The 12,743-nt window shown below is 66.7% G+C and carries 12 protein-coding genes; 5 read left to right on the top strand and 7 right to left on the bottom strand.

Translation table 11 applies throughout. The features are described from left to right. Positions 1-105: 105 nt before the first annotated feature. On the top strand, positions 106-930 hold the full coding sequence (locus tag KY496_RS15850; protein ID WP_229520288.1) for an oxygenase MpaB family protein: 825 nt from the start codon (positions 106-108) through the stop codon (positions 928-930). Here the strand turns inward: KY496_RS15850 and KY496_RS15845 are convergent, their stop codons facing one another. Then, positions 931-2,124: an acyl-CoA dehydrogenase gene (locus tag KY496_RS15845; protein WP_219861474.1), complete on the bottom strand. Its 1,194-nt coding sequence runs from the start codon at positions 2,122-2,124 to the stop codon at positions 931-933. A gap of 156 nt (positions 2,125-2,280) precedes the next feature. Beyond that, positions 2,281-2,790, bottom strand: coding sequence for a flavin reductase family protein (locus KY496_RS15840; RefSeq protein WP_005665021.1), 510 nt, complete (start codon positions 2,788-2,790; stop codon positions 2,281-2,283). A 135-nt stretch (positions 2,791-2,925) separates the two neighbouring features. On the opposite strand from KY496_RS15840, the gene msrA reads away from it, so the two are divergent. After that, positions 2,926-3,468 (top strand): peptide-methionine (S)-S-oxide reductase MsrA, encoded by a 543-nt coding sequence (gene msrA / locus KY496_RS15835; RefSeq protein WP_005665023.1) that lies wholly within the window; start codon positions 2,926-2,928, stop codon positions 3,466-3,468. 27 nt (positions 3,469-3,495) lie between these two features. Here the strand turns inward: msrA and KY496_RS15830 are convergent, their stop codons facing one another. Together KY496_RS15830 and pdxH are read right to left on the bottom strand one after the other, a co-directional pair. Further along, the gene (locus KY496_RS15830; protein ID WP_219861472.1) at positions 3,496-4,716 is read right to left on the bottom strand and encodes a cyclopropane-fatty-acyl-phospholipid synthase family protein; all 1,221 of its coding nucleotides are present in this window, start codon (positions 4,714-4,716) and stop codon (positions 3,496-3,498) included. Between the two features lie 62 nt (positions 4,717-4,778). After that, the gene (gene pdxH / locus KY496_RS15825; RefSeq protein ID WP_219861470.1) at positions 4,779-5,978 is read right to left on the bottom strand and encodes a pyridoxamine 5'-phosphate oxidase; all 1,200 of its coding nucleotides are present in this window, start codon (positions 5,976-5,978) and stop codon (positions 4,779-4,781) included. A gap of 96 nt (positions 5,979-6,074) precedes the next feature. Between pdxH and tcdA the strand changes: the two genes are divergently transcribed. From tcdA to cysK, 3 genes are read left to right on the top strand one after another with little or no spacing between them, the layout of a single operon-like run. Next, complete coding sequence (gene tcdA, locus KY496_RS15820; RefSeq protein ID WP_219861469.1) at positions 6,075-6,965, top strand: tRNA cyclic N6-threonylcarbamoyladenosine(37) synthase TcdA; 891 nt, start codon at positions 6,075-6,077, stop codon at positions 6,963-6,965. A 43-nt stretch (positions 6,966-7,008) separates the two neighbouring features. After that, positions 7,009-7,542 (top strand): FKBP-type peptidyl-prolyl cis-trans isomerase, encoded by a 534-nt coding sequence (locus KY496_RS15815; RefSeq protein ID WP_005665028.1) that lies wholly within the window; start codon positions 7,009-7,011, stop codon positions 7,540-7,542. A 31-nt stretch (positions 7,543-7,573) separates the two neighbouring features. After that, complete coding sequence (gene cysK / locus KY496_RS15810) at positions 7,574-8,506, top strand: cysteine synthase A (protein ID WP_184236676.1); 933 nt, start codon at positions 7,574-7,576, stop codon at positions 8,504-8,506. A 6-nt stretch (positions 8,507-8,512) separates the two neighbouring features. Here cysK and KY496_RS15805 read toward each other — a convergent pair whose 3' ends face one another. The 3 genes from KY496_RS15805 to KY496_RS15795 are packed head-to-tail and all read right to left on the bottom strand — an operon-like array spanning position 8,513 to position 12,730. After that, a complete protein-coding gene (locus KY496_RS15805) occupies positions 8,513-9,487 on the bottom strand; it encodes a cation diffusion facilitator family transporter (protein WP_005665030.1) in 975 nt (324 codons plus the stop codon). Continuing rightward, on the bottom strand, positions 9,484-9,840 hold the full coding sequence (locus tag KY496_RS15800) for a helix-turn-helix transcriptional regulator (protein ID WP_005665031.1): 357 nt from the start codon (positions 9,838-9,840) through the stop codon (positions 9,484-9,486). Before KY496_RS15800 ends, KY496_RS15805 begins: the two co-directional genes overlap by 4 nt. A 58-nt stretch (positions 9,841-9,898) precedes the next feature. Continuing rightward, entirely contained in the window at positions 9,899-12,730 is a 2,832-nt protein-coding gene (locus KY496_RS15795) for a pitrilysin family protein (protein WP_219861468.1), read from the bottom strand. Between the last annotated feature and the right edge of the window lie 13 nt (positions 12,731-12,743).

Raw genomic sequence — 12,743 nt, 5'->3', positions numbered from 1 at the left:
TGAGGCAGAAAAAGTGAAGGGATGATATGAATGCCGTGTGACGTCTTCGTGACGAACCTGGGCATCAGAGGAGAGGCAGCGATGTTGAATGTGGTACGGGACTTGATGAAACCGCCTGCGGGCATGGCCTGCGATTTCAGCCAGCCCGCGGGCGAGCCGGCGCTGGCGCCGCATGACGGCATTGCGTGGCAGGTCTTCGCCAACCCGGTCGCCCTGTTCGTGGGCGGGGTGACGGCGGTGCTGCTCGAACTGGCCGAACCGTCGGTGCGCTCGGGCGTATGGGACCACAGCAGCTTCCAGCGCGATCCGGGCACGCGCCTGCGCCGTACCGGCTTCGCGGCGATGATGACGGTGTATGGCCCCCGCTCAGAGGCCGAGAAGATGATCGCGCGCGTGGTGCGCATGCACGGGCGGGTCGAGGGCCGCACGCCCGACGGCCGCGCCTACCACGCCAACGATCCGCGCCTGCTCGACTGGGTGCAGGCGACCGCCTCGTTCGGGTTCACCGAGGCCTATCACCGCTACGTCCGATCGTTGTCCGCTGTCGAGAAGGACGCCGCCTTCGCCGAATCGGAGCCGGCAGCGCGCCTGTATGGCGCGACCGGCGCACCGCGTTCATGGCTGGAATGGGAGACGATGCTGGCGCAGGCCGCGCCAGGGCTGGAAGGATCAGGCATCCTCGCGGATTTCATGCGGATCATGGGCGCGGCCCCCATCGTGCCGGCGCCCCTGCGTCCATTGCAGCGCCTGCTGGTGCGCGCCGCGGTGGAGATCACGCCCGAGCCGGTGCGCTCGCTGCCGCAGCTGCGCGGGCGGGGATTGCGTTTCGGCGAAGCGGCCCTGGTGCGCGCCCTGGCGCGGGGCGCCGCGCTGGCGCCGCTTGGCGATACGCCGCAGGCCCAGGCCGCACGGCGCGTCGCCCAACGTTGATCAGAACGCCGCGATGCCGGTCTGGGCGCGGCCCAGGATCAGGGCGTGGATGTCGTGCGTGCCTTCATAGGTGTTGACCACCTCGAGGTTGACCATGTGGCGGATGATGCCGAACTCGTCCGAGATGCCGTTACCGCCCAGCATGTCGCGCGCGACGCGGGCGATGTCCAGCGCCTTGCCGCACGAGTTGCGCTTCATGATCGAGGTGATCTCGACCGCCGCCGTGCCTTCGTCCTTCATGCGGCCCAGGCGCAGGCACCCTTGCAGGCCGAGGGTGATCTCGGTCTGCATGTCGGCCAGCTTCTTCTGCACCAGCTGGTTCGCCGCCAGGGGTTTGCCGAACTGGGTGCGGTCCATCGTGTACCGGCGCGCGGTGTGCCAGCAGTCTTCGGCCGCGCCCAGCGCGCCCCAGGCGATGCCGTAGCGCGCCGAGTTCAGGCAGGTGAACGGGCCCTTCAGGCCGCGCACGTCCGGGAAGGCGTTTTCTTCCGGGCAGAACACATTGTCCATGACGATTTCGCCGGTGACCGAGGCGCGCAGGCCGAACTTGCCGTGGATCGCCGGCGCGCTCAAGCCTTTCCAGCCTTTCTCGAGCACGAAGCCGCGGATCGCGCCTTCGTCGTCCTTGGCCCACACCACGAACACGTCGGCGACCGGCGAATTGGTGATCCACATCTTGCTGCCGGTGAGGCTGTAACCGCCGTCCACCTTGCGTGCGCGGGTGACCATCGAGGCCGGGTCCGAGCCGTGGTTGGGTTCGGTCAGGCCGAAGCAGCCGATCCATTCGCCGGTGGCCAGCTTCGGCAGGTATTTCTGGCGCGTTTCCTCATTGCCGAATTCGTGGATCGGCACCATCACCAGCGAGGATTGCACGCTCATCATCGAGCGGTAGCCGGAATCGACGCGCTCGACTTCGCGCGCGATCAGGCCATAGGCGACGTAGTTGAGGCCGGGGCCGCCGTACTGCTCGGGAATGGTCGGGCCCAGCAGGCCCAGCTCGCCCATTTCGCGGAAGATCGAGACGTCCATGGTCTCGTGGCGGAACGCCTCGAGAATGCGCGGCTGCAGCTTGTCCTGGCAATAGGCCGCCGCCGCGTCGCGCACCATGCGCTCGTCGTCAGTCAGCTGGCTGTTCAGCAGCAGCGGGTCATCCCAGTGGAAAGAAGCTTTCTTGGACGAGTCGGTACGGGTCATCGCAAAATCCTGTCTCTAAGTTCTAGTTTGGTCGGTAGCACGCGCGGCGCGCCTGGACATTATAGAAACGTGCCGCACCCGCATCTTTTGAAACTGCGACAGGCATTTTCATTTTTTATCGATGCATCCTGCCGTGCTGACGGCAAGCTGACAAGGTCAGCGCGGCGCCGTGCTGCCGAACTTGCCGCCGTGGAAGATCAGGGCCGATTGCGGATGGACCTGGCACTCCTCGACCTCGCCGACGAAGATGACGTGGTCGCCTTCGGGATAGCGGCTGCGGTTGTGGCATTCGAACCACGCCGACACGCCTTTCAGGATCGGCAGGCCGGTGCGCGACAGTTCGTACTCGACGCCCTCGAATGGATTCTCGGTGCGGCGCGAGAAGCGCAGCGCCAGTTCTTGCTGGCCGGCCGACAGCACGTTGATCACGTAGTGCGAGTTGCCGCTGAAAATGGGCAGGCTGTTGGCGCCAGCGCCCAGGCTCCACAAGACCAGCGGCGGGTCGAGCGAGACCGAATTGAAGGAGCTGGCGGTCAGGCCGCGGAAGCTGCCGTCGGCCAGGCGCGTGGTAATGACGGTCACGCCGGTCGCGAATTGCGACAGGGCGTGGCGGAAATGTGTTGTATCGAAGCCGCGCGTCGTGGCGCGGGCGGAAAGTGTATTCATGCGATTCCTGAACGTTGGCGCTCATTATGCCATCGTCGGGGGAGTCCTTGCCGCGTATGCAGGCAGTTCGATGCAGGATGGGGCACTTTGCGCTACATTAAAGGATATCTAATCTGACAAATGCCAAGGTGAACTATGAGTGAGCAAAAAGCAGCCGAAGTCGCCATCCTCGGCGGAGGATGCTTCTGGTGCGTCGAAGCGGTTTACCTCGAGGCGCGCGGCGTCACCCGCGTCGAATCCGGCTATATGGGCGGCCAGGTCGACCATCCGACCTATGAGGCGGTGTGCGGCGGCGCCACCGGCCACGCCGAGGTGGTGCGTCTCGAATTCGATCCTGCCGTGATCAGCTACCGCGACATCCTCGAGATCTTTTTCACCATCCACGACCCGACCACCCTGAACCGCCAGGGCAATGACGTCGGCACGCAGTACCGCTCGGTGATCTTTACCACCTCGCCGGAACAGGCCGAGATCGCGCACAAGGTGATCGGCGAGATGGGCCTGGTGTGGGATGCGCCGATCGTCACCGAGGTCAAGCCCCAGGAAACCTGGTACAAGGCCGAGGACTATCACCAGAACTATTTCGCCCAGCACCCGCTGCAGGGCTATTGCGCCTTCGTGGTGGCGCCGAAGGTGGCCAAGTTCCGCAAGACCTTCACGGATCGCCTGAAGGCCTGAAGCTCAGGCAGAGATTCAGGCAGACATTCAGGCATACATATACCTCCTCGACCACGGCAGCTGCGCCACGTCGCTTCCTGCCTTGCCGCACACGATCTGGTACAGGCTGATCCGGTCGTGGGCGAAGGCGTAGGCGCAGCCGGCCAGGTACACGTGCCAGATGCGGAAGCGCTTCGGATCGGTGAGGGTGCGGATGTGGGCGGCGTTGCTCTCGAAATTGTCGGTCCAGAGCGCGCAGGTATGGGCGTAGTGGCGGCGCAGGTTTTCCACGTCGCGCACTTCCAGGCCGCCTTCCTGCATCGCCCGCACCACGGTCGCCAGGTGCGCCAATTCTCCCTGCGGGAACACGTATTCGTCGATGAACTGGCCGCCGCCGTAGGGCGTCGCGCCATTGTCGACGTCGGTGGTGGTGATCCCGTGGTTCATCGCCACGCCGCCCGGCGCCAGCAGGCGCGCCACCTGGGCGAAATAGTCCTTCAGGTGCTGCACGCCGACGTGCTCGAACATGCCCACGCTGGTGATGCGCTCGAAATTGCCGTCGACGTCGCGGTAGTCCTGCAGCCGGATCTCGACACGGTCCTGCAGCCCGGCCTTGATGACCCGTTCGCGCGCGAGCGCGGCCTGGTTCTCGGACAGCGTGATGCCCACGCAGCGCGCGCCGAATTTGTCGGCCGCGCGCAGCGTCAGCGCGCCCCAGCCGCAGCCGATATCGAGCAGGGTCTGGCCGGGGCGCAGGTCAATCTTGCGCAGGATGTGGTCGATCTTCTTGATCTGCGCGGTGGCCAGGTCTTCGTCGCCGCCCTCGAAGTAGGCGCAGGAATACACCATGCCGGGATCGAGCCAGGCGGCGTAGAACTCGTTGGAGACGTCGTAGTGGTAGCGGATCGCGTCGCGGTCGGATTCGCGCGTGTGGTTTTTCCGGAAGCCCAGCGCATCGGCCAGGCGGCCGCGCCTCGTGTCGGCCGCGCCGGACGCCGCCAGCGCATTGCCGATGGCGATGATGTCGGCCGCACGCCCCATCACCTCGATCGCGCCTTCGACGTAGGCGCGGCCCAGGCTGTACAGGGAAGGGGAGCGCAGGTAGCGCAGCGCGGCGGGGCCGGGGATGCGGATGGTGACCCGTGGCGGATCGGGCGACAGGTCGATGCGTTCACCGTTCCACAGCTCCACGCGCAGCGGCAGTGACAGTTGCGGCAATTTGCCGCGCAGGCCTGCTTGCCAGGCCGACAGCTTGATCTGATCGAACACGGTCCACCCCTTTTTATCAAAGGCGTAGCCGGCCGCGGCTCCTGGCCGGTTACGGTTGCAAACTACGGTTGCAAACGCTGGCGCGTCCAGCCGCCGTCTTCCCGCCGCTCGTAGACGATGCGGTCATGGAAGCGCGAACGCCGGCCTTGCCAGAATTCGATACGGTCGGGGATCAGGCGGTAGCCGCCCCAGTTGTCGGGACGCGCCGGATCCTCGCCGGCCCCCTGCGCCACGACGTCATAGTTCTGTTCGAGTTGCGCACGGCTGGCGATCGGCGCGCTCTGCTTCGAGGCGATCGCCGACAGCCGGCTCTTGAGCGGACGGCTGCGGAAATAGCGGTCGCTTTCGTCAGGCGCCGTGCGCTCCACACGTCCTTCGATGCGTACCTGACGTTCGAGTTCGCTCCAGAAGAACAGCAATGCGGCGTAGCTGTTGTCGCGCAAATCCGCGCCCTTCTTGCTGTCGTAATTCGTGTACCACGAGAAGCCGCGCGCATCGAATTGCTTGACCAGCACGATGCGCGAGCTCGGGCGGCCATTGGCGGCCACGGTGGACAGCGACATCGCATTCGGTTCATTCACCTCGGCCTTCAGGGCCTGCTCGAACCAGGCCGTGAACTGGTCGATCGGGTCATCGAGCACGTCGGCTTCGTCGAGGCTGGCCTGGCCATAGTCCTTGCGCAGGTCGGCCACGGCCTGGCCCAGGGCCGGTGACAGCGGAGTAGTCGGCACCGCGATGCCGCGCCGCAGCTGCATGGCCTGGCCCAGGCGCGCCATCTGCTCCGGCGAGAACAGGCGCAGCGCCATCGGCGCGATGTTGCCCTCTTCGCGCTCCATATGGGAGGTATAGCTGGCCACGAAGCGCCGCACTTGGCTTTCCGACAGTACCGTGCCCGTGCCTTCGGCAATGGCGGTCAGCTGCTCATGCAGGTCTTGCCAAAGCGCATCCATATCCTTGTGGTCCTGCAGGATGGTCGGCGCCATCGCCTGCAGAATGGCGGCGTCCTCTCCCTGCGCAGTGGCGCGCAGCATCGGAATCAGGTCTTGCTCCTCGTCGTCGTGGTGCAGGTGGGCCGCCTTGTCGAAGTAGCGCAGCACCGCGCTCGCCGCCTGGCGCGCCTGCTCGTCGGCGCCGTGCTGGGGCAGGTGCGCCAGCAGCTTTTCCAGCGTCGCGAGCTGTTTGCGGATGCGTCCATGGCAGTGCTTGAGCACGGCGATCGGCTGGGTGAAATCGGGGGCGGCGTCGTGCAGGAGGGAGCTCATGGCGTTCTCGTAACGTGTTGGCGACACGCAAAATATTTGATTATCTAAGAGGTATTTTAGTGCAGATGCGAAAGTGCTGTCCGCTACAATATTGGAATGAACCAGATCAACACTCAGCTCTTTTCGGCAACGTTGGACGAAGAAGTCGACTTTGCGCGCCGCTTCGGCGGCATCGCACGCCTGTACGGTGAGCGTGCGCTGGAACGTTTCCGCGCGGCGCACGTCTGCGTGATCGGCGTCGGCGGCGTCGGCTCGTGGGTGGTCGAGGCGCTGGCGCGCAGCGCGGTCGGCCGCCTGACCCTGATCGATCTCGACAATGTGGCCGAGTCGAACATCAACCGCCAGATCCAGGCGCTGTCGTCGACCGTCGGCATGGCCAAGATCGAGGCGCTCAAGCAGCGCATCGCCCAGATCAATCCATTCTGCCAGGTCACGCTGGTCGAGGATTTTATCGACGTCGAGAATATCCCGGCAATGATCGCCGATAAGAATGTCGATTATGTCGTCGACGCCATTGACAGCGTGAAACCGAAGGCGGCCCTGATCGCCTGGTGCAGCGCCAACAAGATGCCGCTGGTGGTGGTGGGCGGCGCGGGCGGCCAGATCGACCCGACCAAGGTCGAGATCCGCGACCTGGCCCGCACCGAGCAAGAACCGCTGCTCAAGAAAGTGCGCAAGATCCTGCGCGCGCAATACGGCTTTTCGCGCGGCGAGAAGCAGAAATACCATATCGATGCCGTGTTCTCGATGGAACCGCTGCGCTATCCCGACGCTGGCGATGCCTGCGATGTCGATCCGAACAGCATCACGGGCCTGAACTGCGCCGGCTTCGGTTCGAGCATGGTGGTCACCGCCACCTTCGGCATGGTGACGGCCGGACAGGTGCTGCGCCGCCTGGCTGAGGCAGCCAATGCAGAGGCGGCCCTGGAGGCCAGTGCTGTCCCGGCAGGGCAAACTGTGCAAGCCGAAGCGGCCTTGTTATCATAAGATTGTTGCAACCGTCCGGTTGCCTATTCTTGGAAGAGCACTCATGATTCGTCGATCCGCATTCATTGCACTGCTGCTGGCCGCCGCGAGCGTCCAGGCGCAGGAAGGCGCGCAGGACGCCAGCAAGCCGACCACCCAGCCGCCGCCGGACGTGCAGCAGTCGAGCACGCCGCCGGTCGCGCCGCCTGACAACCAGGTTCCGGCGCCGGTGGCCGAGGCCCCGGCGCCCCAGGTCGAGATCGTCGACCGCGTGGTCGGCACCGGCAAGGAAGCGACGCTGGGCAGCAATGTCGTGGTCAACTACTCCGGCTGGTTCCACAAGCCGCTGGCCCGGCAGCAGCGCGGCCGCAAATTCGACTCCTCGCTCGAGCCAGGCCGCGAGCCGCTCGAGTTCCAGCTCGGCGCGGGCCGCGTCATCAAGGGCTGGGAGCAGGGCGTGGCCGGCATGAAGGTCGGCGGCAAGCGCACCCTGATCATCCCGAGCGCGCTGGCCTACGGCAAGCGCGGCGCGGGCGGCGGCGTGATCCCGCCCGATTCCGACCTGATCTTCGACGTGGAACTGCTGGACGTCCGATAACGTCAAAATTTGTTCGACAACGGGAGGCGGCATGAGAATCGCGAACGATGTCACTGAACTGATTGGCAATACCCCGCTGGTGCGCATCCGCAAGCTGGCGGTGGGGAGCACAGCCGACCTGGTCGGCAAGCTCGAATTCCACAATCCGGCGCACAGCGTCAAGGACCGCATCGGCCTGGCCATGATCGAGGCCGCCGAGGCGGCCGGCCTCATCACCCCCGACACCACGGTCGTCGAGCCCACCAGCGGCAATACCGGCATCGCGCTGGCGATGGTGTGCGCGGCGCGCGGCTACCGCTGCAAGCTGGTGATGCCCGAGACCATGAGCAACGAGCGGCGCATGCTGTTGCGCGCCTACGGCGCCGAGCTGGTGCTCACGCCCGGCAGCGAAGGCATGCTGGGCGCCATCCGGCGCGCCGAAGAGATCGTCGCGAACGATCCGCGCGCCTTCATGCCGCAGCAATTCAACAATCCCGCCAACCCCGAGGTGCACCGCCGTACCACGGCCGAGGAAATCTGGCGCGACACCGACGGCAAGATCGACATCCTGGTGGCGGGCGTCGGCACCGGCGGCACCATCACCGGCGTCAGCGAGTCTATCCGCCCGCGCCGCCCAGGCTTCCAGGCGATCGCCGTGGAACCCGAGGCGTCGCCGATGCTGTCGAAGGGAAGCAAGGGCCCGCACCCGATCCAGGGCATCGGGGCCGGCTTCGTGCCGCAGGTCCTGAATACCGCGTCCTACGACGAAGTCATTTGCGTGAAGAACGAGGATGCCTTCGAGACGGCGCGCGCCGCGGCGCGCGAGGAGGGGCTGCTGGTCGGCATCTCGTCGGGCGCGGCGCTGTGGGCCGCGATCCAGGTAGCGCGCCGGCCGGAGAACGCAGGCAAGCTGATCGTCGTCATCATCCCCTCGTTCGGCGAGCGTTACCTCAGCACGGCACTGTACGCCAACCTGGCAGGCTGAACCTCGTCAGTGCGCGTGGCCCTGCAAGGTGCAGTGGTGATGGATCGTCCCCTGTTCCACCTGCAGCGTGGAGTGGTGGATCGCATACTTTTCGCGCAACGTGTGTTCGATGGCGTCGAGCGTCGCGTCGCCCGGGTAGCCGCCCGGGATCACCAGGTGGGCGGTGAGCGCGGTCTCGGTCGTGCTCATGGCCCAGATATGCAGGTCATGGACTTCGGTCACGCCGGGCTGGCCGGCCAGGAAGGCCTGCACCTTGCCCGCGTCGACGTTCGGCGGCACGGCCGCCATCGACAGCTGCACCGACTCGCGCAGCAGCGACCAGGTGCCGATCACGATCACCACCACGATCCCCAGGCTCACGATCGGATCGATCCAGGTCCAGCCCGAATACATGATCGCCAGGCCCGAGATGACCACGCCCAGCGACAGCGCGGCGTCGGCCGCCATGTGCAGGTAGGCGCCGCGGATGTTCAGGTCGCCCTTGCTGCCGGCTAAAAACAACCAGGCCGAGAAGCCGTTGATGACGACGCCAATGGCGGCCACGATCGAGACCGTGGCGCCGGCCACCGGCGCCGGCTCGGCGATGCGCTGCACCGCCTCCCAGGCGATGGCGCCGCAGGCCACCATCAGCAGCAGGCCGTTGCCCAGCGCCGCCAGGATCGACGAGCCGCGCAGGCCATAGGTGTAGCGGCCCTTGGGCGCGCTCTTGGCCAGCAGGGCGGCGCCCCAGGCCAGCATCAGGCCCAGCACGTCGGACAGGTTGTGGCCGGCGTCGGCCATCAGCGCGGTGGAGTGGGCGATGAAGCCGTAGGTGAACTCGACGATGACGAAGGCCAGGTTCAGGCCGATCGCCAGTGCGAAGGCGCGGCCGTGGCCATCGGGCGAGGGCATGTGGTGGTGGTGGTGTCCGAAGCCATGGGAATGGCCGTGATCGTGGTCGTGATGATCGTGTCCGTGCTGGTGGTCGTGTGCGTGGTTCATGCGTCCATTCCGTTGGCGGGTTCGGCGATGTGTTCGAACATGGTGGAGAGCAGGCTGCTGATGTGGGCGTCGGCAGCCGAATAAAAGACCTGCTTGCCCTGGCGCTCGGCCTTGACGATGCGGGCCGCGCGCAGCAGGCGCAGGTGGTGGCTGACCAGCGAGCTGGACAGCATCAGGCCGGCCGCGATATCGCCCACCGCAGTCGGCTGGGCCAGGCAAGCCAGCACGATGCGCAGCCGGGTCGGGTCGCCCAGCAGGTGGAACAGGTCGGCCAGCTGGCCGATCGCTTCCTCGGGCGGTGGGGCGATCGGTTGGGCAGGCGGGTGTGCGGTCGTCAAGTTTGGCTCTAACATGTGAATAGATGTTCATATGTTAGGCGAAAACAACCGCGCCGGGCAAGCGCGGTCTTGTTCAGTGTCGTTTCTTGTCGATCGGTTGGCCGTCGTCGTCGCGCTCTTCGAGCTGCCCCAGCCCGAGCTTCTGCAGCTGCGGCAGGATCTTGCGCCGCTCGCCGACCGCCACCACGATCATCCGCTCCGGATCGAGATACTCCCGCGCGACTCTGCGCACGTCGTCCACGCCGACCTGCGCCAGCTGCCGCGCCAGACTGTCGTAGTAATCCGGCGCCAGGCCATACACGAACAACTCGGTCAGGCTGGCGCCGATGTCGGCATTGGTCTCGAACTGGCCCGGCAGCGACAGCAACTGGGCGTTGCGCGCCGCGTCGAGTTCGGCCTGGGACAAGGGTTGTTCGCGCATGGCCGCGATCTCGCGCAGGATCTCGCGCACCGACTCTCCGGTGGCGTTCTGCTGCACGCTGGCCTCGACCGAGAACGGCGCCGGGGTGCGGTCGTAGTCGAAGTGCGAGTAGATGCCGTAGGTATAGCCTTTGGTTTCGCGCAGGTTGTTGTTGAGCCGGCTCGAGAACATGCCGCCCAGCGCGCCGTTCATCACCTGCAGGGCCGGGAAGTCGGGCGTGTCGCGCGCGGGGCCCATGCACGCCACCTGCAGCGCCGTTTGACCTGCGTCCGGCTGGTCGACCAGCACCAGGCGCGCCGGCGTGGGACGGGTCTCGGCCGGCTTCACCTCGGGCGCGGCGGCGGCCGGCCAGGCGCCGAACTGCGCCTCGGCCAGCGCTTCCAGTTCGGCGCGCGTGATGTCGCCGGTGACCACCAGCGCCGCATTGGACGGCACGTAGTGGCGCTTCCAGAAACCGGCGATGTCTTCGCGCGTGGTGGCGCGGATCGCGTGTTCGAGCCCCAGCTGGCCATGGGCCTTCGGATGGCCGCTGCCGAACAGGGCGCCCGCCGCCGCCAGCGCCGCCACCGTCTCTGGATCGTCCCGTTGCTGCGTCAGGGAGCCCAGGCGATCCTGCCGCTGGCGCTCGATCTCGGCCGCCGGGAACGACGGATGCTGGACGATGTCGGCGACGATCTCCAGCGCGCGCGCGAAGGTCGCGCGCAGGGCCAGCAGAGAGACGGTCGAGACGTCGTCGCTGCTGCCTGTGTCCATGAAGGCGCCCAGTTGCGCGATCTCGTCGGCGATGTCCAGGGCGCTGCGCGTGGCCGTGCCTTCTTCCAGCATCTGGGCCGTGAAGCCGGCCAGGCCGGGCAGCTTGACCGGATTGGCCGCGCCGCCGCTTTTCACCACCAGCTGGCTCGAGACCAGCGGCAGCGCCGGATTGTGGTGGTGGATCACAGTCAAACCGTTCTTGAGCTTGAAGCTCTCTCCGCGCGGCAGCGTCACCTTTGGCGTCGGGCCGGCCACGGGCGGCGTCGCACGCCACGGTTCGGCCTCGTTGAGCGCAGCTTGGGCGGGCTGCGGCGCGGTCTTGACCGGCTTGGACGCGCGCGGATCGTCGACCTTCGGCTTGCCGGGCACGCCGGTCACCACGGCGCGCGCCTCCGGCTTGAGCCAGGTCTGCACCGCGCGCTGCACGGCCGCCGCGTCGATGCTGCGCAGGCGCGCCAGGTCCCTGGCCAGGTAGCCCGGGTCGCCCGTGTACAGGTTGTAGTGGTTGAGCTGCTCGGCCAGGCCGTCGCCGCCGAGCTTTTCGAGCGACGCCAGCAGGGCCGTCTCCAGGCTGTTGCGGGCGCGTTCGACTTCCCGTTCGGTCGGGCCGTCCTTGCGCAGCCGTTCCAGCTCGGCGTCGATCGCCGCTTCCAGTTCCTGCGGCGTGTGGCCGGCGCGCGCGGTGACGTCGACCACGAAGGTCGAGCTCAAGGCCAGCGAGGTCTGGGTGCTCGACACGTCTTGCGCGATCTGGCGTTCGTACACCAGCGATTTGTACAGGCGGCTCGATTTGCCGCCGCCGAGGATGGTGGCGGCCACCGCCAGCTCGGCGTCGCCCGGCTGGTAGGCGGCTGGCGTCAGCCAGCCCATGAACACGCGCGGCAGCTCGACCCGGTCGCGCACCACGACGCGGCGCTCGGCCGTGATCGAAGGCGTGACCACCGTGGGACGCACGACGTCCGGCCCGCGCCGCAGGCTGCCGAAATAGCGCTGCACCAGTTCGCGCGTCCTGCCCTTGTCGATGTCGCCGGCGATCACCAGGCTGGCGTTGTTGGGGCCATAGTAATTGGTGAAGAATGCGCGCACGTCTTCCAGCCGCGCGCCCTGGATGTCGGCATGCGAGCCGATGATCGAGGCCGCGTATGGATGGCCCTTGGGGAACAGCGTCTGCAGCAGCGCTTCCTCGACCAGGCCATACGGCTCGCCCTCGACGGTCTGGCGGCGCTCGTTGCGCACCACGTCCTGCTGGTTGCTCAAGGCCTGCTGGTCGAGCACGTCCAGCAGGTAGCCCATGCGGTCGGCATGCACCCACAGCGCCAGTTCCAGCTGGTTGCTCGGCACCGTGTCGTAGTAGCTGGTGCTGTCGAAGCCGGTGCCGCCATTGCTGTCGGTTGCGCCGGCGCCTTCGAGCAGGCGGTCGGCCTCGCCGCGCGGGATGTGGCGGGTGGCGGCGAACATCATGTGCTCGAACAGGTGGGCGAAGCCGGTCAGGCCGGGCGCCTCGTTGGCCGGGCCCACGTGGTACCACAGGTTGACGGCCACGATCGGCAGGCGCTTGTCCTCGACCAGGATCAGCTGCAGGCCGTTGGGCAGCACGGTTTTTTCGAAGGCGATCGACGGGACCGGCGCCGATGCCGGCGCCAGAGGCGGCTCCTGGGCCTGGCCGGACGCCGCGGTGGTGGCCGAAGCTGCGGCCAGCATCAGCGGGACCATCAGGGTGGGAATGTTCAAATACTCTCCGTAA

The organism is Massilia sp. NP310 (genome assembly GCF_019443485.1).
Taxonomy (GTDB): domain Bacteria; phylum Pseudomonadota; class Gammaproteobacteria; order Burkholderiales; family Burkholderiaceae_D; genus Telluria; species Telluria timonae.
Note: the sequence above shows the minus strand (reverse complement) of the source record. Positions and strands in the feature narration are given on the sequence as shown.

What these genes read in the sequence shown, in the direction of transcription:
- pdxH (WP_219861470.1), bottom strand. Translation starts at nt 5,978, where the DNA reads ATGAGCTCCCTCCTGCACGACGCCGCCCCCGATTTCACCCAGCCGATC.
- msrA (WP_005665023.1), top strand. Translation starts at nt 2,926, where the DNA reads ATGAGTGAGCAAAAAGCAGCCGAAGTCGCCATCCTCGGCGGAGGATGC.
- KY496_RS15845 (WP_219861474.1), bottom strand. Translation starts at nt 2,124, where the DNA reads ATGACCCGTACCGACTCGTCCAAGAAAGCTTCTTTCCACTGGGATGAC.
- KY496_RS15800 (WP_005665031.1), bottom strand. Translation starts at nt 9,840, where the DNA reads ATGTTAGAGCCAAACTTGACGACCGCACACCCGCCTGCCCAACCGATC.
- KY496_RS15815 (WP_005665028.1), top strand. Translation starts at nt 7,009, where the DNA reads ATGATTCGTCGATCCGCATTCATTGCACTGCTGCTGGCCGCCGCGAGC.
- cysK (WP_184236676.1), top strand. Translation starts at nt 7,574, where the DNA reads ATGAGAATCGCGAACGATGTCACTGAACTGATTGGCAATACCCCGCTG.
- KY496_RS15805 (WP_005665030.1), bottom strand. Translation starts at nt 9,487, where the DNA reads ATGAACCACGCACACGACCACCAGCACGGACACGATCATCACGACCAC.
- tcdA (WP_219861469.1), top strand. Translation starts at nt 6,075, where the DNA reads ATGAACCAGATCAACACTCAGCTCTTTTCGGCAACGTTGGACGAAGAA.
- KY496_RS15840 (WP_005665021.1), bottom strand. Translation starts at nt 2,790, where the DNA reads ATGAATACACTTTCCGCCCGCGCCACGACGCGCGGCTTCGATACAACA.
- KY496_RS15850 (WP_229520288.1), top strand. Translation starts at nt 106, where the DNA reads ATGAAACCGCCTGCGGGCATGGCCTGCGATTTCAGCCAGCCCGCGGGC.